Source organism: Rhizomicrobium palustre (assembly GCF_011761565.1).
Lineage (GTDB): Bacteria > Pseudomonadota > Alphaproteobacteria > Micropepsales > Micropepsaceae > Rhizomicrobium > Rhizomicrobium palustre.
Genome location: NZ_JAASRM010000001.1, coordinates 1,248,369 through 1,270,478, shown reverse-complemented (window position 1 = coordinate 1,270,478; position 22,110 = coordinate 1,248,369). Strand labels below are relative to the sequence as shown.

The 22,110-nt window shown below is 59.1% G+C and carries 18 protein-coding genes and 1 tRNA gene; 6 read left to right on the top strand and 13 right to left on the bottom strand.

What is annotated here, in order from left to right; genetic code table 11:
* Nucleotides 1–683: 683 nt before the first annotated feature.
* Nucleotides 684–1,388: an NUDIX hydrolase gene (locus FHS83_RS05635; RefSeq protein ID WP_167081729.1), complete on the bottom strand. Its 705-nt coding sequence runs from the start codon at nt 1,386–1,388 to the stop codon at nt 684–686.
* 134 nt (nt 1,389–1,522) lie between these two features.
* Between FHS83_RS05635 and FHS83_RS05630 the strand changes: the two genes are divergently transcribed.
* Nucleotides 1,523–2,053 carry a lipocalin family protein gene (locus tag FHS83_RS05630; protein ID WP_167081727.1) on the top strand — a complete coding sequence of 177 codons (531 nt, stop codon included), beginning with the start codon at nt 1,523–1,525 and terminating at the stop codon, nt 2,051–2,053.
* A 747-nt stretch (nt 2,054–2,800) separates the two neighbouring features.
* A complete protein-coding gene (locus FHS83_RS05625) occupies nt 2,801–3,229 on the top strand; it encodes a DoxX family protein (RefSeq protein ID WP_167081725.1) in 429 nt (142 codons plus the stop codon).
* Between the two features lie 3 nt (nt 3,230–3,232).
* On the opposite strand, the gene FHS83_RS05620 is transcribed toward FHS83_RS05625, so the two are convergent.
* The 12 genes from FHS83_RS05620 to FHS83_RS19750 all read right to left on the bottom strand — a co-directional run bounded on the left by FHS83_RS05620 (nt 3,233) and on the right by FHS83_RS19750 (nt 17,240).
* Nucleotides 3,233–4,024 carry a nucleotide-binding protein gene (locus tag FHS83_RS05620; protein ID WP_167081724.1) on the bottom strand — a complete coding sequence of 264 codons (792 nt, stop codon included), beginning with the start codon at nt 4,022–4,024 and terminating at the stop codon, nt 3,233–3,235.
* On the bottom strand, nt 4,021–5,070 hold the full coding sequence (locus FHS83_RS05615) for a flagellar biosynthesis protein FlhF (RefSeq protein WP_167081722.1): 1,050 nt from the start codon (nt 5,068–5,070) through the stop codon (nt 4,021–4,023). The genes FHS83_RS05620 and FHS83_RS05615 overlap by 4 nt, the downstream gene beginning before the upstream one ends.
* Nucleotides 5,071–5,076: 6 nt before the next feature.
* The gene (flhA, locus tag FHS83_RS05610; protein WP_167081720.1) at nt 5,077–7,194 is read right to left on the bottom strand and encodes a flagellar biosynthesis protein FlhA; all 2,118 of its coding nucleotides are present in this window, start codon (nt 7,192–7,194) and stop codon (nt 5,077–5,079) included.
* Between the two features lie 76 nt (nt 7,195–7,270).
* On the bottom strand, nt 7,271–8,656 hold the full coding sequence (flbD, locus tag FHS83_RS05605) for a sigma-54-dependent transcriptional regulator FlbD (RefSeq protein ID WP_167081718.1): 1,386 nt from the start codon (nt 8,654–8,656) through the stop codon (nt 7,271–7,273).
* Nucleotides 8,657–8,684: 28 nt separating this feature from the next.
* Nucleotides 8,685–9,044: a flagellar motor switch protein FliN gene (gene fliN, locus FHS83_RS05600; protein ID WP_167081716.1), complete on the bottom strand. Its 360-nt coding sequence runs from the start codon at nt 9,042–9,044 to the stop codon at nt 8,685–8,687.
* A 3-nt stretch (nt 9,045–9,047) separates the two neighbouring features.
* Nucleotides 9,048–9,677: a FliH/SctL family protein gene (locus FHS83_RS05595; RefSeq protein ID WP_167081714.1), complete on the bottom strand. Its 630-nt coding sequence runs from the start codon at nt 9,675–9,677 to the stop codon at nt 9,048–9,050.
* A 1-nt stretch (nt 9,678) separates the two neighbouring features.
* The gene (gene fliG / locus FHS83_RS05590) at nt 9,679–10,713 is read right to left on the bottom strand and encodes a flagellar motor switch protein FliG (RefSeq protein ID WP_167081713.1); all 1,035 of its coding nucleotides are present in this window, start codon (nt 10,711–10,713) and stop codon (nt 9,679–9,681) included.
* A gap of 3 nt (nt 10,714–10,716) precedes the next feature.
* Nucleotides 10,717–12,312: a flagellar basal-body MS-ring/collar protein FliF gene (fliF, locus tag FHS83_RS05585; RefSeq protein ID WP_167081711.1), complete on the bottom strand. Its 1,596-nt coding sequence runs from the start codon at nt 12,310–12,312 to the stop codon at nt 10,717–10,719.
* 277 nt (nt 12,313–12,589) lie between these two features.
* Nucleotides 12,590–12,865: a CtrA inhibitor SciP gene (sciP, locus tag FHS83_RS05580; RefSeq protein WP_167085294.1), complete on the bottom strand. Its 276-nt coding sequence runs from the start codon at nt 12,863–12,865 to the stop codon at nt 12,590–12,592.
* 165 nt (nt 12,866–13,030) lie between these two features.
* On the bottom strand, nt 13,031–14,413 hold the full coding sequence (locus FHS83_RS05575; protein WP_167081709.1) for a flagellar hook protein FlgE: 1,383 nt from the start codon (nt 14,411–14,413) through the stop codon (nt 13,031–13,033).
* A 102-nt stretch (nt 14,414–14,515) separates the two neighbouring features.
* Nucleotides 14,516–15,190: a flagellar hook assembly protein FlgD gene (locus FHS83_RS05570; RefSeq protein ID WP_167081707.1), complete on the bottom strand. Its 675-nt coding sequence runs from the start codon at nt 15,188–15,190 to the stop codon at nt 14,516–14,518.
* Nucleotides 15,191–15,197: 7 nt separating this feature from the next.
* A complete protein-coding gene (locus tag FHS83_RS19750; protein ID WP_167081705.1) occupies nt 15,198–17,240 on the bottom strand; it encodes a flagellar hook-length control protein FliK in 2,043 nt (680 codons plus the stop codon).
* A 258-nt stretch (nt 17,241–17,498) separates the two neighbouring features.
* Here FHS83_RS19750 and flgK point away from each other — a divergent pair, with 258 nt between their 5' ends.
* The 4 genes from flgK (at nt 17,499) to FHS83_RS05545 (ending at nt 21,853) form a co-directional block, all read left to right on the top strand.
* On the top strand, nt 17,499–19,631 hold the full coding sequence (gene flgK, locus FHS83_RS05560) for a flagellar hook-associated protein FlgK (RefSeq protein WP_167081703.1): 2,133 nt from the start codon (nt 17,499–17,501) through the stop codon (nt 19,629–19,631).
* A gap of 9 nt (nt 19,632–19,640) precedes the next feature.
* Entirely contained in the window at nt 19,641–20,579 is a 939-nt protein-coding gene (locus tag FHS83_RS05555; protein ID WP_167081701.1) for a flagellin, read from the top strand.
* A 41-nt stretch (nt 20,580–20,620) separates the two neighbouring features.
* Complete coding sequence (gene mnmA / locus FHS83_RS05550) at nt 20,621–21,688, top strand: tRNA 2-thiouridine(34) synthase MnmA (protein WP_167081699.1); 1,068 nt, start codon at nt 20,621–20,623, stop codon at nt 21,686–21,688.
* Nucleotides 21,689–21,778: 90 nt separating this feature from the next.
* Nucleotides 21,779–21,853, top strand: a tRNA-Met gene (locus FHS83_RS05545).
* Nucleotides 21,854–22,110 lie beyond the last annotated feature (257 nt).

Sequence of the window (22,110 nt, the reverse complement as noted above, 5' to 3'; positions counted from 1 at the left end):
GCCTGAGAGATGCTGCAGAACCCGCGCCTCTGCGGGCCGGTGCGTTCTGCGATATTTCTCTCTTTATATTGGCGGCGATGGCAGCAAGCCGCTTCGCGTCAAATGCCGTGCGATTTTTGCCCGCGCGATGACCGGGGCTGCTGTGATACCGCCAGGGTTCTCCTTCGTTCGGATTTCACGCAGAGGTCAATCTCGATCGCGGCAAAAGCCGGTATTTGCGCAAACAAATAGTTTGTCCCTATCTCCGCATGAATGCCCCCCTTTTCATCCTCCTGACTACTTTTGTAGCTCTTTGCGGCATTTATCTTATAAATCTGCTTACGTCGCCGCGCGCCATCTTGGAATGGAGGATATCGTCTGGACCTGGATAGATTTGCCCTCCCGTTGAAATCGCGAATGGATTTTCTTGCTCCGCGCCATCGTCGCGCGCGCAATGTGGGCCGTGGGTAAAGCTGCGCGGGAGGCTGTGCGCACGTGCATTTTGTTGATTTATAAGGCCATATTTGCAGGCTTCAGGCTGCGAATATCGGCGGTGAGCTGAAAGGCGCAGATGCCGTGACGATGTGGCATGGACAAAACGCACCAACAGCAATTGGTAACGCAAACATTTTGGTCCCGCTGTGGGCTATGCAATTTTTCGTTTACATTCCGATGTGGAGCGAAACCTCAGGATCATGGGTGCGCTACTCCGGCAATAGGTATTCGGCGATCTGCCGCGAGAAATCGCGCATCCTATATTGGGCGGCATCGCTTCTCCGCCTGAGCGCCACCAGCGCTTCCAGTTCGGGGTCTCTATCGCGGTGCGCCACCGCGGTGATGAAGGCCTCCGCCGTCATCGGCAAACGATAGCTGACGCCGATGCAGAGATAAGGTCCCTGCCGCACGGCGAGGAACCCATTCGCGCGTGCCATCTCGCTGGCATCAAATCCGGTCTCTTCCAAGATTTCGCGTGCCGCGCTGGCTTCGAAATCCACCACGCCGTCGCCTGCCACATCGCGCCTATCCAAAAAACCGCTCGGCGGTGCGGTCAAGCCGGAGCTGACATTGCCCGGTGCTTGCCGTCCATAGATCAGCGCGCCATCGGCGCTCAACAAAAGCGCCACGGCAAAGCAATCGACCACGCTTTTGTCGGCAAAGTCTCTATCGCGCCAATAGAGGGATGCTGAGAAATCCGTCTCCACCACATCTCCGCGCAGCACGCCGTCCACAATGGTGCCGCGTGGCATGATGAAAACCCGCCCATTGAAGAATTTGGGATTCTCGGCGAGGCGTTTTTGCCAATGGGTGTCGATCTCGTTCTTCTTCGCCTCGGCAAAGGCCCAGCACTCGCCCGCGCGCCGCACGGCGCAAGCTTTAATGGGGTGAATGCCTTCAGCGATCTCAATCATGTCTTCATGCCTGATGGAACACGTCTCTCTAGCAGATTTGGCGGCCCTCCTTGCAAGCCTTGGCGCATCAGCGGATAGTTTTGCTGTCGCATTCTTTGGAACCCGCACCGATGCCAAGCTCCAAGCGCCTCACTATGTCCGCGCTCGTTCTTCTCGCTGCGGCTTTTGCGCTGGCCGCGTGCAGCCACTCAAGAGAAGAGTTGCCGCCGCTCAAAACCGTCTCCCATGTCGATCTTAATCGCTATCTTGGGACCTGGTACGAAATCGGCGCCATTCCGCAATGGTTCCAGCAGGGCTGCACCGCCACCACCGCGACCTATAGCTTGCGCAAAGATGGTCAGATTGATGTCTTGAATGCTTGTGCCAAGAACAGCCTTGATGGTCCGCGTGATGAAGCCCATGGCCGGGCCAAGGTGGTGGACAGCGCGACGAACGCCAAGCTCAAGGTCACCTTCTTCTGGCCCTTCTATGGCGATTACTGGATCATCGAACTGGGCGAGAATTACGACTACGCGGTAATCGGCCATCCCAGCCGCGACTATTTCTGGATTCTCTCCCGCAAGCCGCGGATGGACGAGGCGCTCTACACCGCCATCCTCGCGCGTGCCAAAGCCCAAGGCTACGACATCACCCGGGTGCAGAAGACGCTGCAGCGCGGCGGGTGAGGGTATCTGCTCTTCAGTGCAAGCGGATCTATGAGCCGTGGCGGACCGTGTCCGAACATGAAGAAGGCATTAGAGCGCAACGAAGGCTTCTGAAGATCACTGCACATGCGTTCTCGCGTTGTCCGAGATGCTTTTAACCTCCCCTCGCGGGGCGGGTAGCGCCAGCGTATAAGCGGTCCGGCGTTGCGTAGCGAAGGCCGATCGGGTGGGGGCCACGCCCGAAAAACCGCACCGCTGTGCGTCTCGATTTTCCGACCTCTCCGCGAAGGGGGGAAGGAGGCTGGCCCCACCTTCTCGCCGCGCCGCCTTGCGCATCACCGGTCGGCTTCCCACATCTTGAAGGCTGTTTGACCTCGCGAGATGTCCGCCGCCGGGGGCTTCCCGGGATACCCTTAGCCGCAGGGGACACTGCTTACCACCAAACTTTCTGGCGAAAACTGCACGATTTCAATGACTTACGCATAAAATCGGGCACTCGAACGCAAAAAATTCAATTTCAGCCCCGGCCGTCTTTATCCCCGCCCCTGTCACCCGAATCATTCCGCGCAGGCAGTATCGCTTTCCCGGTGTGGGGTCTCCCCCCTCCCATTTCATCGTAGAGGCGACAAACAAAGATCAAGATATTGGTGGAGTCGATATACGACACGCCATATATTGTGTGCAATTTCAACCCTGACCGCACTGTCACATTTTGGGTCAGTTCTGTAAAACTGACGTCCAGGTTACTCTGCGTTGTGGGGCTGTCGAATGTCGTTCTCCGAGAAACTCTCACCTTTGGTGGGGAGGCTGGTCTTTGCCTGGTTCTTCCTGGTCCAGGTGGTCACCTATGCGGGGGATTGGGAGAACACGATCACCCTGATGAATTTTCGCGGCGTGCCGGGGGCGGCCTTTATCCTGGCCTTGGTGCTGCTGCTCCTGGTGATGGGATCGATCTCGCTGATTTTCGGCTTTCATGCCCGTTATGGCGCGCTGATCCTCTTCATCGTCACCATTGTCGCCACTGTTACCTTGAACGATTACTGGCGCATCCCAAACGCCGCCGAGCGCGCCGCCGAGTTCCACCGCTTTGTCTCCAACGCGGCGGTTGCGGGGGGGCTTTTGCTCCTGGTCGGTATGGGGCCTGGGCCGCTTGCTGTTGATAACGTCAAAGGCGGCGGTGGCGGGAAGAGGAAGTAAGGCTCACCGGATCGAGCTTGCCGCGCGCATATGCTGCCCGGCGCCGCCCAGCTTGCCCGCCAGCGCCGCAATGGCGGTGAGCGAGGGGCAGTTGGGATGCGCGATGAAGAGCGAGGCCTGACGGCGCAAACAATCCACCACCCGCGCATCGCTCGGCACAAAGCCTAAGAAGGCCGGGGTCGCCTTCAAGAAGGTGCGCGCCGCATTGGTCAGCGCTTCGGCTGTGCGTTTGGCTTCGGGGGCGCCCGCCGCCATATTGACGATCAGCGAGGGGCAGCGTCCGCCCGTCCGCTTCAAGACCAGTTTGACAAAGGCATAAGCATCGGTGAGCGCGGCAGGGTCGGGCGTCATCGCCACCACAACATCATCGGCATCCGCCGCGATGGTAAGGACTGGCTCGCTGATCCCGGCGCCGAGATCGATCACCACCCGGTCATAGGAATTGGTACGGCGCAAAAGCTGGGTGAGCTTTTCGGCCATCGCGCCATCGGCATTGGAAAGCGCGCCTGATCCCGCCGGTGCCGCCAGAAGATCGAAGCTCTGATGGCCTTGGGTTTCAACTTTTGCCACGGCTGCGGCGAGCGGTGTGCGTCCGGCAAGAAAGCCGGGCAGATCGCCGGAACGTGCGAGGCCCAGATGCACCGCCGTATTGGAAAGGCCAAGATCGGCATCGCAGACCAGAACGCGTTCGCCAAGATCGGCGAAGGATTGGGCAAGGCTCAACGAGATGAAGGTTTTGCCCGTGCCGCCTTTGCCGGAGCCGATGGCGGTAAGACGAGGTCCGAAAAGGCTCATTGCGCGCCCTCCGCTGGTTCGACGAGAAGCCGGGCAAGCGCCAGCGGCGTCAGGGTTTCAAGTTCGCCTGCCACAAAGGGCGAGCGGGTCACAAAGCCGACTGCGAGGTCGGGCGTCATCGCGGCAGCCGCCAGCGCGCCCATGCGGCGGGTCATATCGGCGGCGGTGATGACAAGGCGCGTGGCGCCGAGCTTGGCGAGCGCCTCCGCCATTTCGGAGGCTTCTTCGCTATCGGTGAGGGCGGAGATCACGCCGATGATTTCAACCGGCTCGATCTGGGCCAGCGCGCCGAAAGCAGCGGCAGCTTTAGGCTGGCGCGGATCAAAGCCCGCTGTGTCGATCACGGCAAGCGCGCCGTCGCGCACCGCTTGATTGACGACACCAGCTAAGGCGAGGGCGCTTTCGGCGGTGACGATCTGTGCGTCGAGATGATCGGCGAAGTCTTTAAGGCGCGCCACCGCGCCAGCGCCGGTAACGTCATGGGCGACGAGGCGCACCGGACGCCCAGCAAGGCGGGCATGGGCACCGATCTTGGCGGCGATGGCGGTCTTGCCTGCGCCATTGGGGCCGACAAGAAGCATCGCCTTGGCGTTCACGAAGTCGACCGGGGCCGAGGTCATGCGCGCATCGATGGCCGCTGCTAAGGCCAATGTCATGTCGTTGAGCCCGGTTTTGGCGGCGGCCTCGGCCAGGGAATGGCCGAGCGCTTCGGGCAGGCGGCTCTTGGCGAAGGCGGCCAGCATCTCGGTGCGGTCGAACTTGCGCTTGCCCTGCAGCGTGGTTTTCTTTTCCCTGAGACGGCGGATCATGCTCTGCTGGAACAGGGCATCGATATCGTCGGGATCATAGTCTTGCGATGTGCTAGACCGCTCCGGCTCGGGCGGTGGCAGAGGTTCCGGATCGGGCTCTTCCAGGGCGGCACGCACCATCACCCCGCCACCTTTGGTCGGCTGGGTTGCCACGATGACCGCTTCCGGCCCCATGGCATTCCTCACCTCGGTGAGGGCCTCTCTCATATCCTTGGCAAGGAAGGTGCGAAGCTGCATGACGCGTTACACCTGTCCCATCGTGCGAAGACGAATGGAAGGATGAATTTCGTTCTGGCTCATCACCACCGTTTGCGGGCGGAAGCGCTCGATAATGGAACGCACGAAGGGCCGCGCCTGCGGGCTGGTAAGGAGTACCGGAATATCGCCGCGGCCGGTGGCTTCCTCGAAGCGATCGCGCACAGCGGTGATGAATTGCTGCAGCTGGCTTGGCGCCATGGCGAGCTGGCGATCTTCGCCCTGACCGATGATGGATTCCGCGAAGGCCTGTTCCCAGCCGGGCGACATGGCCAGGATCGGCAGATAGCCATTGGGTGACATGTTGGCGTTGCAGATCTGGCGCGCCAGCCGTGCGCGGACATGCTCGGTGATGTAGAGTGCGTTCTTGGTGTGGCCGACGGCTTCCGCGATCCCTTCCAGGATGGCGGGAAGGTCGCGGATGGAGATGCGTTCGCCCAAGAGGGTCTGCAGCACGCGCTGCACGCCCGTGACCGAGATCTGCGAAGGGATGAGTTCCTCGACCAGCTTCTTGTGTTCGGCCGGCAGATCGTCGAGCAGCTTCTTGGTCTCCGCATAGGAGAGCAGCTCGGCCATATGGGTCTTGAGCACTTCAGTCAGGTGGGTGGTAAGCACGGTGCCCGGATCCACCACGGTATAGCCGCGGAAATTGGCTTCTTCGCGCAACGACGAGGAAACCCAAGTCGCGGGCAGGCCGAAGGCGGGTTCGGTCGTATGCGTGCCGGGCAGATCAATGGGAAGCCCGCGCGGATCCATGGCTAGGAAGCTGCCGGGATGCAGCTCGCCGCGGCCCGCATCCACTTCCTTGACCGAGATGCGGTACTCGTTGGCGCTGAGCTGCATATTGTCGAGGATGCGCACGGCGGGCATGACGAAGCCCATTTCCTGAGCCAACTGGCGGCGCAACGCCTTGATCTGATCTGTGATACGATGTCCTTTGACGTCATTGATCAGGGCGAGAAGGGCATAGCCTAGCTCCACCCTGAGCATGTCGAGGGCAAGCGCGGTCGAGATCGGCTCTTCCTTGGCCGCTTCGGTGGTCTTTGCGGCTTCGGTCTCGGCGACGACTTTGCTCTCTTCGCTCCTTTTGTGTTCGAAGGCTTTGTACGACAGAAAGCCGATGCCGCCCGAAAGCGCGGCGAAGATGAAGTTCGGCATGCCGGGCAGCAGCGCGACAAAGCCCATCACCGCGGAAGCCATGGCAAGGCCCTGCGGGTAATGGGAAAACTGGGTCATCAGGGCGCGGTCGGTCGAGCCTTCGACACCCGCCTTGGAGACCATAAGGCCGGCGGCGATGGAGATGATGAGGGCCGGCATCTGGGCCACCAGGCCTTCACCGACTGAGAGCAGGGTGAAGGTCTTCGTCGCATCGCCAATGCTCATGCCGTGCTGGACCACCGCGACGATGATCCCACCCACCACGTTGATACCGACAATCATCAAGCCCGCGACGGCATCGCCGCGGACGAATTTGGAGGCACCGTCCATGGCGCCGAAGAAGTTGGATTCCGATTCCAGCTCCTTGCGCCGTTTGCGGGCTTCCTTCTCGTCGATGAGACCGGAGGAAAGATCGGCGTCGATCGCCATCTGCTTGCCCGGCATCGCATCCAAGGTGAAGCGCGCGGCCACTTCGGCGATACGGCCAGAACCTTTGGTGATGACCACAAAGTTCACGATCACCAGGATCGCGAAAATGATGAAGCCGATCACGAAGTTGCCTTGCATGACCAGCTTGCCGAATGCCTCGATCACATGGCCGGCGGATGCTGTGCCGTTATTGCCGTGGCTAAGGATCAGTCGGGTGGAGGCAAGGTTCAGTGACAGGCGCAGCATCGTGGTGATGAGCAGCACTGCCGGAAAGGAGGAGAATTCCAGCGGGCGGCGGATAAAGACCGCCGTCATCAGGATCAGGATGGCAAAGCTGAGCGACAGCGCCAGCATGAAGTCGAGCAGCAGCGTCGGCAGCGGCAGGATCAAGACCACCAGAATCGCCATAATGCCGATGGCGAGGCCGAGGTCGCTGCGCTTGATGATATCGAGAATGCCGGCGGGCGACAGGTCGAGCCCGCCTAAGGCGGTCGGCGTCGCGCTGTTGGTGTCGGCCATAATCGAGTTATCCCGCTAACGTTAACGCATTTACGCAAGAACCGGCGCCAGATTTGGACATCTGACGCCGGGAAGATTATCCGACGGCGCGCTGCTCACCGGGGCCTGGAATGGCAAGACCGGCTTGCGAATACTCACGCAGCTTATTGCGCAGCGTGCGAATGGAGATGCCGAGTATATTGGCCGCATGGGTGCGATTGCCGAGGCAGTGATCCAGCGTGTCGAGGATCAGATCGCGCTCCACATCCGCCACAGTCCGGCCCACCAATCCGCGGGTCACGGCCGCCGCCGATTCTACAGCCGAGCGGACTGGGGTGGGAAGGTCGGTCGTGCCAGCCGCAAAAGTGCTGCTGCCGACCTGCTTGCCATCCGGCAGGCGAATGGCCTCAGGCCCGATCTCATTGCCGCTCGCCAAGAGCACGGCGCGGTGAATGGTGTTTTCCAGTTCGCGAACGTTACCCGGCCAGGGGTGTTGCACCAAGAGGCGTTCGGTTGCAGAACCGATAGGACGGAAGGCCACGCCATTGGCTTCGGCGTATTTGCGGGCAAAGTGGCGCGACAGGGCGAGAATGTCCTTGGGACGTTCTCGCAAAGACGGTAGGCGCAGGTTCACGACGTTGAGGCGATAGAGAAGGTCTTCGCGGAAAGTGCCTTTGCGCACTTCCTCAGCAAGATCGCGATTGGAGGTGGCGATAATGCGAATATCGATTTTCACCGGACGCGTGCCGCCTACACGGTCGATCTCGCGCTCCTGAATGGCGCGCAAGAGCTTCGCCTGCAGCCGCGCATCCATCTCGCTGATTTCGTCCAGCAGCAGTGTGCCGGAATTGGCTTCCTCGAACTTGCCGACGCGCCGGGCAATGGCACCGGTGAAGGCGCCCTTTTCGTGGCCGAACAATTCTGATTCCAGCAGGTTTTCCGGAATGGCCGCGCAGTTTACCGAGATAAAGGGCTTGTCAGCGCGGTTCGACTTCTTATGTACATACCGAGCGAGAACTTCCTTACCCGTACCGCTTTCGCCGGTGAGCAGAATCGAGGCCTCCGAGGGGGCGACCTGATCAGCCAGACCGATCACCGACAGCATCGCCTCGTCTTCGGCGATCATCTGATGGCTTTCGTCAGCCACCGCCGCGAAAACGGCCGCAATCAGTTCCGGATCGGGGGGGAGGGGCAGGTATTCTTTGGCACCCGCGCGAATGGCATCCACGGCTTTGCGGGCATCGCTGCCCACGCCGCAGGCGACAACCGGGGTGCAGATATGTTCTGCGGCTAGGCCTCGAACCAGAGTGCCGATATCCAAAACGATATCGCAAAGAGCGAGATCCGCGCCCGAGCCGCCGCGAAGAATGGCGAGCGCCATATCAATGGAGGAAGCGTGGGTGACTTTGGCGCCGCGATCCATCGCGATCTTGGTCGCCGCACCGATCTGACCCGAAAGAGAGCCGACGATGAGAAGCCGCATGGTCTAGTTCCTTATTCCTCGGTCCAGGTCAGCTTTGGCCGGCCTTGATGATTTCTGTCATGGTCACGCCCAGCCGGTCTTCTACCAGCACCACTTCTCCGCGCGCGACCAGCCGGTCATTCACATAAATATCGATGGCTTCGCCGACCTTGCGGTCGAGCTCGACGATGGTTCCCTTGGCAAGCTTCAACAGCGAGCTCACTTCCATCGCGGATTTGCCCAGGACTGCGGAGACCGTGACCGGCACGTCGAACACCGCTTCCAGATCTTGCGCGGTATGTTTGACTTCAGCCTCGCCCGTATTGGCGCCCGTCAGCAGAGCGGAGCCAGAACCTTGTTGCGGTTCGTGCGAGAGGTCGGGCAGGTCGATGTCATCGTTGCCGGCCATGGCTTATCCTTTCATACCGTCTTGGCTTATCCGACGGGCAATGACCTCGCCGATAGCTTCTTCCAAATGCTGCATGCTGCGTTCCGCGCCGCCGCCGCGCCATTCAATCCTGCAGTCGCCGCTAGGAATCGAGGGGTCGGGCGTGGCGACAAGCCGGCCTTCATACCCCAACTCCAGAGCGAGCTCCTCCAGCCGGTCTTTGACCGCCTCGATGACTTGCGGGGCGGCGCGCAGCACGATCCGCGGTTCGGCAATGGCTTGATGGATTGCTTCGCGCAGTGCTTCCTCGATTTCGCCCTGCGGCAACATCCCGACAGCGACATGGGCAAGTTTGCGACCAGCAACCAGGGCCAGCGCGCTTGCTTCTTCCCGGACTGCGTTCAGCTGCCCCTGAGCTGTGTCCATCGATTGCCGCACGATGACACAAAGCTGCTGGACAGCGGCAGCAGTGGCTTCAGCGGCGCGGACCTGGCCCATTTTCATGCCTTGCTCGCGGGCGCGGCTCAGCATGCTGTCGAGCTCTTCCTGCGTGAGCACCTTCTTCTGGCGCAAGCGCGCGGCGTTGGAGATGAGGTCGCCTTCCGGCCTGAACTCCGTGTCAAAAGTATATTTCTTGATCTCGGCCGTGTTCATATCAGTACACCAGCTCGTCTTCGCCTTGCTTGCTGGCGATCATGATTTCGCCCTTATTGGCGAGGTCTTTGGCGGTATTGACCATGCGCATCTGCGCTTCGTCGACGTCTTTGAGGCGCACTGGGCCCATGGCTTCCATGTCTTCGCGCAGAATCTTGCCGGCGCGCTCGCTCATATTCGAGAAGAAAACATCACGCAGAGAATCGGTAGCACCCTTGATTGCCAGTGCCAGCTTGTCCTTTTCGACATGGCGCAGAAGGGTCTGGATCGAACCTGGATCGAGCTTGCCCAAATCCTCGAATGTGAACATGAGCGCCTTGATGCGCTCGGCGGAATCTCGGTTGCGCTCTTCAAGGGCCGTCACAAAGCGGTTTTCGGTTTGGCGGTCGAAATTATTGAATATCTCCGCCATCAATTCGTGCGAGTCGCGCTTGGCGGTGCGGGCGAGGTTGGACATGAATTCAACGCGCAAGGTGCGTTCCACCTTGTCGAGAATGTCCTTCTGCACGCTTTCCATGCGCAGCATGCGCTGGACGACTTCAAGCGCGAATTCTTCCGGCAAGGCGGCTAGCACGCGCGCAGCATGCTCCGGTTTGATCTTGGAGAGCACCACAGAGACGGTCTGCGGGTATTCGTTCTTCAGATAATTCGCGAGCACCGTCTCATTCACGTTGCCAAGCTTATCCCACATGGTGCGGCCAGCGGGACCGCGGATTTCTTCCATGATGGTCGCCACGCGCTCGGCTGGCATGAGGCGGTTGAGCAGGCGTTCGGTGGACTCATAGGAACCCATAAGGGAACCTGTGCCGGATAGCTGCGACACAAAGTCTACGAGGAGTTTTTCAACCAGAGCCGAGGAGATCGTGCCCAGATTGGACATGATCTGGGAGATTTCCTTGATTTCGTCATCGTCCAGCATCAGCCAGAGCTTGGACGAATGCTCTTCGCCAAGCGCAAGCATGAGGATGGCCGATCGCTCCGCGCCACTAAGCTGGCGCATGTCGTCTTTGACGGGGCCTTTGGTCGGACGCGACATGGATTACACCGGTTGATGCAGCCAGGAGCGCAGGATGGCCAGCGCTTCTTCGGGATGGGAACTGACGACTTCGCCTACTTTCTTGACCGAGGATTCGCGCACTTGGCCTTCGATGCGCTGAATATCGATCATGTTCTCGACCTTGTTCGGCGTGAGGGCGGGCGTTTCGCCGCTGGGGGCGGGCAATTCGCCTGCAGCAGCGGCCTGCGCGGGCAAGGCGGTGGTCGTCGTCGTGATTGTGGTAGATGAGAGCGGCGCGAACATCCGCTTGGTCAAGGGGCGCAGCACGAAAAGGCCGATCAGCAGCGCGGTGATGGAGAAAATCCCCGCCTCAATGATCTTGAACCAAGCCGAGCTATCCAAGCCCAGCATGGGTTGGGTGGCAGGTGTACCAAGCGTCGTGTCGACGCGGGCGAAAGGCATGTTGACGACCTGCACCGCGTCGCCGCGGGCTTGGTCAAAGCCAATGGCGGATTTCACCAGCGCTTCGATCTGCTTCATTTCTTCGGCGGTGCGGGGCGTATACTTGCCCGCTTTGTCCTCGCCATCGACCACGACGGCGACAGAGAGCTTTTTCACCACGCCTTGATCGACCACGGAGGTCTTTACCGTCTTGGAAATCTCGTAATTGGTGATTTCCTCGGTGCTGCCTGAGCTCGATTTCGTGGAATCGGCGCCAGCCTGTTGTTGGCCGGGCAGCGAATTGGCGACGGACACGGGCGCAGCGCCATTTGTATCTGTGGCGTTGTGTTCGATCGTGTTGGTGGAGCGCACGACCTTGGAATCGGGGTCGAAGGTTTCGCTGGTCTCGTTGACGCGATTGTAGTCGAGATTGGCGGTCACCTGGGCGCGGACATGGCCATGGCCCACAACGCTGGCGACCATCGATTCCACGCGCTGCCGGATGCGCTCTTCGAAATCTGTAGTATGCTGTTCTTGGCCTAATGCCGTGGCATTATCGCCATTATCCGTTCCGCCGGCGAGGAGGTTGCCCTTATCGTCGACGATGGCGACATGATCCGGGGTGAGGCCGGCCACGGCGGCAGCGACCAAATGCTGGATGGCCTGCACCTGACCTTTGCCCAGCGTGCCTTTGGTTTTCAGCACCACTGAGCCGGAAGGATTTTGCTGATCGCGCTGGAAAATCTGGCGCTCCGGCACGACGAGATGCACGCGGGTGGATTCAACGCCCTCAATAGTGGCAATGGAGCGCGCTAGCTCACCTTCGATGGCGCGCAGGCGATTGATGTTCTGGACAAAGGCCGTGGTGCCGAAAGCATCCGACTTGTCGAAGATTTCATAGCCGACGCCGGCCGAAGGAAGGTTTTCTTGCGCCAGCTCCATGCGGAGCTTGGTCACTTGGTCGCCGGGCACCATGATTGTACCGCCGTCACCTTTCAACTCGTAGGGGACGTTCATGGCATCAAGCTTGGCGGCGACTGCGGAGGCTTCCCGCTGCTCGAGGCCGGAAAACAGGATAGATTTGGGCGGCGTGGAAAGAACGCCCGCCGTATAAAGGAAGAAGGCCGTGAGGGCGGCTGCGACGCCTGCCATCACGCCAAAGCGTGCAGCTCCGATTGCTTTGATGAAATCCGGCAATGCCAACTCCCGTCAGTAAGGACCGGGAGGAACTGCCCGGGCCTTGCTAGGCAAACATTGCCGCCCTGGGAGTAAAGGTGTGCTTAACGCTGCCGGTCTTTGCCGCGGTTCGTGGCGGAATAATTCGATTAACAAAACCTTACCGTGAAATTCGTGGGGAATCGCCTTCAGCTTGACGGAGTCTCATGCAAAAGAAAAACCCGGCCGCTTGGCCGGGTCTTTTTGAACGAGGCCCCCGACCGCAAGCTGGGTGGGGAAATGTCGGCGAGGATTTTGCCTAGTTCCGGTACTGCTGAACGCGTGTCGCACGCAGCCCAGGCATGCCGAAGCGGTCGATCGCGCGCTGCCAAGCGAGAAATTCTTCCACGGTCAGGGTGTAGCGGCGGCAAGCTTCGTCGAGGCTCAGCAGCCCGCCGCGTACGGCGGCCACGACTTCTGCCTTCCGGCGGATTACCCAGCGCTTGGTGTTGGGCGGCGGCAAATCGGCCATGGTCAACGGGCTGCCATCCGGCCCGATGACGTAACTCGCGCGTCCCCTGCGGTCTTCACCCATAATCATGAAACTCCTCACTCGACTTACCCGCTGACCAAAGTAACCGTGTTGCCTTAAAAAATTGGACAACGCGTGCGGTAAACAAGTGACGAAAATCATCCGTACACTTGCGATCATGTGGAGGAAGCCGGCGCCCTTACTTCGTAAAGACGCCGGAAATATTCCTTAACGTCCCATTTGCAGGAGGTTGTCCAGCATCGTGGAAGCTGTGGTGACGATCTTGGATGCAGCCGAATAAGCACGCTGCGTGGTGATCAAATCGGTAAATTGCGTGGCGAGATCGACCGTCGATTGTTCGAGGTTCTTCGACTCGATTTTTCCGGCACCGCCCAGATTTGCTTCGTTTATTGTGGGCGAACCCGAAGTAACCGAAGTTGTGAAGGCATTGCCCGAGATCTGAGTCATGCCATTCGGGTTGGCGAAGGTCGCCAGCGGAATCTTGTACACCTTCTGTGACAAGCCGTTGGAGAACTGTGCCGTAATGACACCGTCTTTGTCGATAGTCACGCCGGTTAGAGAGCCGAACAGCGCGCCATTGACCTTCGACGACGCCATGTTTGAGGCATTGTCGAATTGGGTGAGATTAGTGGCACTGCCCAGCGCGCCGAAGTTCATGCTGATGTTTTGCGGCTGCAGACCCGATGTCGCGGGGCTCCATGGGATATTGATGTTGAAGGTCGGATTGGCTGTGGTTGCCGTCACGAGCGCGCCCGTGGTGTCGTGCGAGGTGATGCCGGCGAGGCTGCCGTCCGAGTTGAAGGTCACGGTGCCATACTGCACCAGACTGGGAGTTGCGCCGACCAAGGCCGAAGCAGCATTCAGATCGCTGGCCTTGCCCTGATAGGTAACTTCGTACTGCCAGGTATTGGCCCCGGTCTTGACGAAGCTGAGCTGCAGGGGCTGCTGGCCGCCCTGGCTATCATAGACGTTAATGGTGCGCTGGAAGTCGGCCTTAATGGCGCCGCTGGCAACCGAGGACGGTGTCGCGCCCGTGACAGAATAGGTCGCGGCGCCGGCGTTGACGGCGGTTGTTTTCTGAAGGTTGATTTGGGCGCTCGCGGTGGTAGAGGCTTCGGCCTTGCCGGTAAGCGAACTGGCGTTGATCGCGGTCATGTTGTTGCGGTCGGACGGCACATTGCCGTTCGCATCGAGCTGCCAACCCAGCAGATACATGCCGGCCGAATTCTTGAGGAAGCCCGTATCGTCCGGTGAGAAGTTACCGGCGCGGGTGTAGGCGCGGGCCGCGGAATCGTCGGTCGCAGAGCTGACAACGAAAAAGCCGTTGCCGGAGATCGCCAGGTCGGTCGTCGAAGATGAGGGCTGTAACAGGCCTTGTTCAGAGACCGCCTGTCCCGAACTCGAGACCACCGTGGCGCTGCCCGAATTGTTTGTGCTGGAGGCAGAGGCCAGAAGCGTATTGAAATTGCTGGTCGCGTTTTTGTACCCGACAGTATTGACGTTCGCGATGTTTGCGGAAGTAACGCTGAGGGAGTTCGAATAAGCGCTCAGGCCTGCGACTCCGGTCATCATTGCACCGTAGAGAGACATCTTCCTTTTCCTTGGCCGCTTTCCGGTCTTCGCCGGTCAGCTTGGTCCTCTTTTCAGGGCGGTCGGTTCTCGTCCGCGATTGTTGTTGCAGGGTTGCGGTAATTAGTTCGTAACTAGTGAAGCGCTGGAGAGCGGAACTTCAAAGCTTCCAATGACAAGTTGCGGGCTCGACGCGGAAAGGTCGACGCCTGTAACTTTGGCCGAAGAAGCCACGGAGGTTTTAATGGCCGTTCCGTCCTTGGCGGCTGCCGAGACGGTGAGCGTGTAGAGCCCGTTGGACTGGAGATCGCCCGACATGGCTTTGCCGTCCCAGGTTAAACTGTGAACGCCTGTGCCTGTTTCGCCGGATTTCGAATAGACCACAGTGCCATTCGCATCTTTGATCGTAAGTGTGGTCGAGGCAGCGTCCCCGTCGAGCCCATAGGTCCATACCGCGGAGCCATTGGCTAGCTGGCCGGTTCCGTCGGTCAGGGTGACGGATTTGCCGAGATAGCTCATCGCCAGATTGCTGGATTGGTTGGTCGACAGTGAAATCAAGGAATCGAGCTTATCATTCGTGCTGAGCTGCTGTTCGACTTGGCTGTACATAACGAGCTGTTGCGTGAACTGGTTCGAGTCCATCGGAGAGGTCGGATCCTGGTTCTTCAGCTGTGTCGTCAGCAGTGTGAGAAAGGTTTGGAAGTTATTCGCCAAGCTTGTCCGGGCAGACGTTTTCGACGTGCTCGTCGAGGTCGAAGTCGAGGTGTTCGGTGTGTTGTTCGTGACAGGAGTGGTCATGATAACCTCAAACGCGAATATCGAGGCGCACGCTGTTAGGTGCGTAGCTGCCCTGGCTGGAGCGGGATTGCGGGGCGTCAGCTGAAAGAACCGCCTGGGCGGAAAGATTGCGGCTTCGGCCTTGGCCGCCCGAGTTATCGTTCTGGCGGTACTGTTCGCGCAGCGAGAAGTTTAAGCTGCTTTGCGAGAGATTGAGGCCTGCATCCTGCAGCGTGCGGTTCAGGTTCGATGAGTCGCGCTGCAAAAGTTCGAGCGTTTTCGGATTATCGGCAACCAAGGTCGCCTGAGCCTGGCCTTCCTCATCCACCGCGAGGTGAACATGGACACGGCCGAGCTCGGCAGGATCAAGCCGAATATCAAACTGATGCTTGCCCTCACTGGAATGTGCCGCGATGGTCAGCCCGATCTTGTCGAAGCTGGAGACAGCTTCAGCATCGTGATGCTGGGCAGAGACCTGAACATCGGCCGTGAGCTTATTTGTCTCGATAGGCGTGTTTGGCAGAGCAGATTGCTGGGCTTGCACAAGCACGGCGTCGCTCGATGGGGGCTGGGACTGTGCCGGCGCGGCCGCCTTCTCGACGGCCACTGCTGAGCTGTTCCCCTGAGAATGCGGCGCGGGGGCCGTAACCTTCTGGTCCTGGTCAGATGAGAACTTGTCACCCGGATTGCTGCTTGTGGCGGAAAGCGTGCTCTGTTCGGGTTCGTCCGAATTCGTCGCAGTCCCATTGTTGCGGGGCTGGGGGCCCGCGCTGGTCTTCGCCTTGCTCTCTGCCGCGGCCGCCGTGGTGGCCTTCGTTGAGGGCGAGCCGATGTTGTTAGCTTGGACGGTACCTTCCGAAGCTGCTGGTGCCGGTGTTCTTGTGGCCGTCGCCATGACGGTCGACGCCGTCATCATGACCGCCGGGGCAGCAACAGGCGCCATCTGGGGCGGAATTACCATTGCCGAATTCTCGGGAGTAATGGCGGGTGTGGTTTTCTCGCTATCCTGCGCCTTATCTTGCGGGGCGTCGGCCTTCGCCGCCTCTGGAGCGGAGCGGACTGCGGTGCGATAGGTGGCCACGCGTGGCGCCGCCTTCGCAGGCTGTCCGAGCGCCGGGCCCTGGATATTCACCTTGACAACCGTCGGCTCCAGCTTCTCGTCGCTGATTTTCTTGGGTTGCGTACTGGCTGATTGCGTGGGAACCGCCATGTTCGCAACGGCTGTAGCTTGCGTCGTGGGGGCTTGCGGTGCCGAAGGTTCGCTCAGGGGGGCAGATGACGCCTGCTTTTGATCGACCTGAACGTTCGCGGCCTGGTTAGCCTTCACCGTAGGCGGCATGTCTTCCGCGACAGACTGAGCCGTACGTGTCACCGGAATGAACGTCTCGGGGACGGAAGAGGCTTGTTCCGGGCGCGTGGTATTGCGGCCTGACACTTGAGTAGCTGTGTTGGTTGCAACGGAAGAGAGTTCTTCGCGGACATCCGTCTGCTGCGAGGGAACCACGACAGAGCTGGCTTGAGGTTTCGTGTCCAGCTGCGCAGTCGGACGTTTGGCTGTGACTTGATCGGCATTGCCGCCCTGAAGCTCAACGCTCCCATCTTCTTTCGCCGTCTCCGGCGTCGTTCCAACGGCACTTTGGCTTTGCGCTAAGTCAGGCACCGCGTTCGTCGCACCAGGAATGGAGGGTGCGATTGTGGGCACTTGGCCCGCAGCGGCTGCTACAAGATAAAGAGCATCGGTGGGCTGCTTGGTCACCACAGGCGCTTGCGCGTCCGTATCGGACTGCATGCCATCTTGGCCAACTGTTCCTGTGAAAGTGCTGGCCGTAACGGGCGCGCGCAGGTCCGCCTTATAATTATAGGGGGCCGCGCCAATTGAGTTCTGAACCAGGGTCATTGCGCTGGTGAGCGGCATGCCCGGCCCATCCGGCTGGGTGCCTTCGGTCATATCCGTGCTTTGGCTCAGCTGCTGCAGCAATGCAGCAAACCCCGCGTCGGATGTGGAGACATCCGTCGCCGCAGCCGGCAGAGCCGGAGAGGTCATTTGGTTTACGTTTGCGACATCCACCACGAGAGGGGTCCGCCGAGGTTGCACGGCACCTGTAGCAAGGGCCGGACCAACTCAGGAAAGCGCGAAATTCCTGTATTCTTGGCAGGCGAGATGAGGTCTGCCTGGCAGAAAAGATGCGGCACCTTCTGCCGCGCCCGGCAAGTTCTGCCGCGCCCTTCCACTCAAGAATGCGCGTTTTCCGCCTTCTTGCAGCTCCTGGCGTTTGGCATGGGCTTTGCGTTCATTGGAGCGGCGTCATAGCTTTGTGGAACCGCTATCGTGGGACTGAACGGAATATTGTCAGGTGCGCTGACCTCGTTGCAGGCCAATACGACTGCAATGAAGGTGGTGTCGCAGAATATCTCCAACCTCAACACGCAGAACTATGCGCGGCGGGTGGTGGATTTTTCCCCGCTGGGTGCGGCAGGCGCGCCGGTTGGTGTTACCATCCAGGATATTCGCCGGGTTAGTGATCAGTACTTGGCGCAGGAGGCCCTCTCCGCTACCTCGGCCTCCAACCAATATGATGTGCAGACCACAACATTCAATCAGATCAATTCGCTTTTGGGATCGCCCGGCGACGGTCAGGCTCTCACCACGAAATTGCAGGGTGTCTTTTCGGCGTTGAACTCCGCCCAATTGTCTTCGACCTCGTCGGTCAGCCAGGGCGCCGTGGTCAACAAGATGAAGTCGCTGGCGTCGTCGATTTCCTCGCTCTCTTCTCAGTTGGACAATCTTGCCAATCAGGCGGATGGCCAGTTGACAACGGCGGTTAGCCAAGCCAACACGCTGATCAAGCAGATCTACGACTATAACCAGCTCATTAAGACCGCGAGTGTCCACGGCAATTCGGACACGGTCTATCTTGATCAGCGCGCTTCGGCTCTCAACAGCCTTGCGCAGATGATGGATCTTCGGGTTGCGCCTCAGGATGACGGCTCTGTCCTGGTCACAACGCAAGATGGCATGAACCTCGTTTCCGACTCTTATGCCTCGCTGTCCTATGCCGGTGGCAAGAACGGAGTTTATGGTACCATCCAGGCGCAAGACACTAACGGAGCAACGGGAAATCCCATTGGTTCTGTTCAGTCCCTGGATTCCCACCTCACATCTGGCTCGATGCGAGGTCTTATCGATATGCGCGATACGACCATTGCTGGTTTAAAGAACGAGCTAGGGTCTTTCGCAAAAACGGTCGCAAACTCGTTCAACGCTGTGCACAACGAGAACAGTGCTTATCCGGCGCCAAGTACCATGGATGGGCGCGATACCGGGTTGCTGGCTAGCGATTCCCTAAATTTCTCCGGGAAGACCACCATTACCCTCACCGATTCCAGTGGGGCTGCGGTGGGTTCGGCTGCGATCGATTTTGGTGCGGGCACGATCACCACAGGTGCAGGCACGTTCAATTTCACCAATTCGATCGGCAGCTTCACCAATAATCTGAATTCGGCGCTATCTTCGGTTTCGCCGGGCGCTTCGGCGAGCTTTGCCGATGGGCAGCTGTCGCTCGATGGCGGCGCCCATGGTCTTGTCATAACCAACCCCGTGAGTGCCACACCGGGACAACGGGGCGGCACCAACTTCTCGCAGTTCTTTGGCCTCAACGATGTCTTCTCGACCTCACTCCCCAGTATATCCGCAACGGGGATGTCCGGTTCAGATGCGCTCAATCTTGCATCTAATGGGACTATCGATCTGGTCCTGAAGAACGCGTCCGGCGACATCGCCAGCAAGGTGAGTGTCAACATCACCGCCGGCATGACAGTTAATCAGGCTTTAACTGCGATCAACACGGCTCTGGGTAGCTCGGGATCGCTGAGCCTGAATGCGGATGGATCCGTTTCAACGGCCTTATCCTCGAAGCTGACTAGCGGGGGGTATCAGCTTCAGGTCGCGTCGGATACGACTTCGCGCGGAACCACCGGCGTCAGCTTCAGCCAGCTCTTTGGCATCGGCGCGAATACGCTGGGCCAGCAGTCGGTCAACTTTTCCGTCAAAGATGCGGTTCTCTCGGATCCCTCTCGCCTTGCGCTCTGCAGGCCGGCGACCACCGGGACGCAGATCATTTCTCCTGGTGACACCAAGGGTCTCCTGGCGCTGCAGGCTTTGACCACATCAAAGCAAAGTTTTGATAAGGCAGGGACCCTTGCTGCCCAAACCGCGTCGCTCGGCGATTACGCGAGCGGCATGTATCAGGACATTGCGACCAAATCTGCAGATGCCGCGAGCAACAAGACGACCCAAGCAGACCGGCTCACAGAGGCACAAAATCGGATGGCGAACCAATCTGGGGTCAATTTGGACGAAGAACTGTCCAACATGATCATCTATCAACGCTCCTACAGCGCGAGCGCAAGACTGTTGAATACGGTGAGCGATCTTTACGACGTTCTCCTGAGCATTAAGTGAGGATAGGCCATGTCAGTCGATCGCGTAGCGTCAAACAGCCAAACGAACTACATGCTGACGCAGATTGCGAAGGCAAATAGCAGGCTTCAGGATTCGGAAACACAGCTGTCTTCGGGCAAGGTGTCCACCACCTATGCCGGGATCGGCGATAAGACGGCGGCGCTTGAAGGTGCTCGCGTCGCGGGCCAGCGAGCCGATGCATACAAGGCGTCGACCCAGCTCGCCATCACCCAGACTGATCTGCAAGACACGCAGCTTACGTCGCTTTCCGGGCTCGCGGCCCAGCTCTCAAAGGCTATTCAGAGTGCCACGGCCAATTCGGATGGCACGGACCTGATGAACCAAGCCAACAGCATTTTCCAGCAGGCAGCCTCCATCCTGAACAGCACCGACGCAAACGGCAGCTATATTTACGGCGGATCTTTGACTGATCGTAAGCCGTTCACGGCGACGAAGCTGTCCGACCTTGCCTCCGGAAGCGTGTCCTCCTTTTTCCAGAACGACACCAACAAGAAGACGGTCCAAACCGGTGATGGCCAAACCGAAACCATCGGGGTGTTAGCATCGGATGTTGGCACCGATCTAATGAAGGCTCTGCAGACGCTGTACAATCTCGACGGCGGCACGGGTTCCTATTCGGCCAAACTAACCGCAACCCAGACCACCGCGCTCACCAATACCGCTCTGCCAGACGCCACTACCGCGAACTCTAAGCTCAACTCGCTCACTGCGTTAAATGGCGACACTTACAACAATCTAAAGTCGGCGGTTACCACACAGCAAACCATGTCCAACCTCTATTCTGGTTTTGTATCTGATATCGAGGATGTGGATATGGCTAAGGCGCTTACCAATTTGTCCTCTAACCAGGTCGCGCTACAAGCGGTGCTGAGCGTAACGGCGAAATTGAACAATCTCTCCCTGCTCGACTATATGCCGACACGATAGATAGGCTTGCAGGGCGCTCGCGGAGCCGATAAACCGCGCTCATGATGACCGCAAAACACCAAAGGGTTGTGGCCGCCATGTCGGGCGGTGTGGATTCCTCGGTTACCGCAGCGCTGCTTCAGCGTGCGGGCCACGAGGTGGTGGGCATTACGCTGCAACTCTATTCTGGTGTCCAGCAGCGCAAAGGAGCCTGTTGCGCGGGACAAGATATATACGATGCCAAGCGCGTCGCTGATAAGCTTGGTATTTCCCATTATGTGCTCGATTACGAAGAGCGTTTCAAAAAAGCGGTTATTGAGGATTTTGCTGATAGCTATGCGCGCGGCGAGACACCGATCCCCTGCGTGCGCTGCAATGAGCGCGTAAAGTTCGCCGATCTTCTGCAGGCTGCACGCGATCTGGGTGCCGATGCGCTCGCCACCGGACATTATGTGCAACGGTTGGATGGTCCTAATGGCGCCGAAATGCATCGCGCCGTGGATGACAGCAGGGACCAAAGCTATTTCCTCTTCGCCACCACGCGTGAGCAGCTCTCCTATCTGCAATTCCCGCTAGGGGGCATGACGAAGCCGCGGGTGCGTGAGATCGCGGCCGAACTTGGTCTCGTTAACGCGGAAAAACCTGATAGCCAGGATATCTGTTTTGTTTCCACCGATTACACAGATGTCGTGCGGCGCCTGCAGCCTCTGGCTGGCGAGCCCGGGGACATTGTCGACGAACAGGGCAATGTCCTCGGACAGCATGCCGGTGTGATGAACTTCACGGTTGGTCAGCGAAAAGGACTTGGGCTGTCCGGCCGGGAAGAACCGCTATTTGTCGTCCAGATTGACGCCTCCAATCGCCGTGTCGTGGTGGGGCCACGTACATCCTTGGCGGCCAGCCGCATCGTCCTGCAGAGCGTGAATTGGCTTGCCGATCCGTCCGAGGCTGCCGAGTGCTTCGTCAAAATTCGTTCCATGCGGGCACCCGTTCCGGCCCGAGTTCGCGCTACCAGTACGGGTGCGGAGGTCGAACTTGCTGTCCCTGAAGAAGCGGTCGCTCCGGGCCAAGCCTGCGTCTTTTATGCTGGGACCAAGGTTCTTGGCGGCGGGTGGATTGCGCGCGACTGAGTGGCAATCCGTCCGGGTGAAATTTCCCGCCCCAGCGGCATCGAACGCCTTGACAGTGAAGGGGCGGCCACCTAAATCACCCGCCCTCGTGGCAGCGTAGCTCAGTGGTAGAGCAGGGGAATCATAATCCCTTGGTCGGGGGTTCAAATCCCTCCGCTGCTACCACATTCCCTTACAATATATGTGCCTATTCCGAGTGGTTTATTTGGCCACTTTAGCTGCCTGCGTGGCTCGAAAGCGCTTACCAAAAGCCCCTCCCTTTGCAGGTCTGCGTTCAGCAACTAGCGTAATTAGTCTGAGAAAAACTGTAGGGTATGTCACCGGTTACCGCAAAAAATACAGGAAAACAGCGCTTTTTCTTGATGCAAAACTGCAACGTAACGCACGGAAAAGTATAAGTATTATAATAATTCCATATTGAA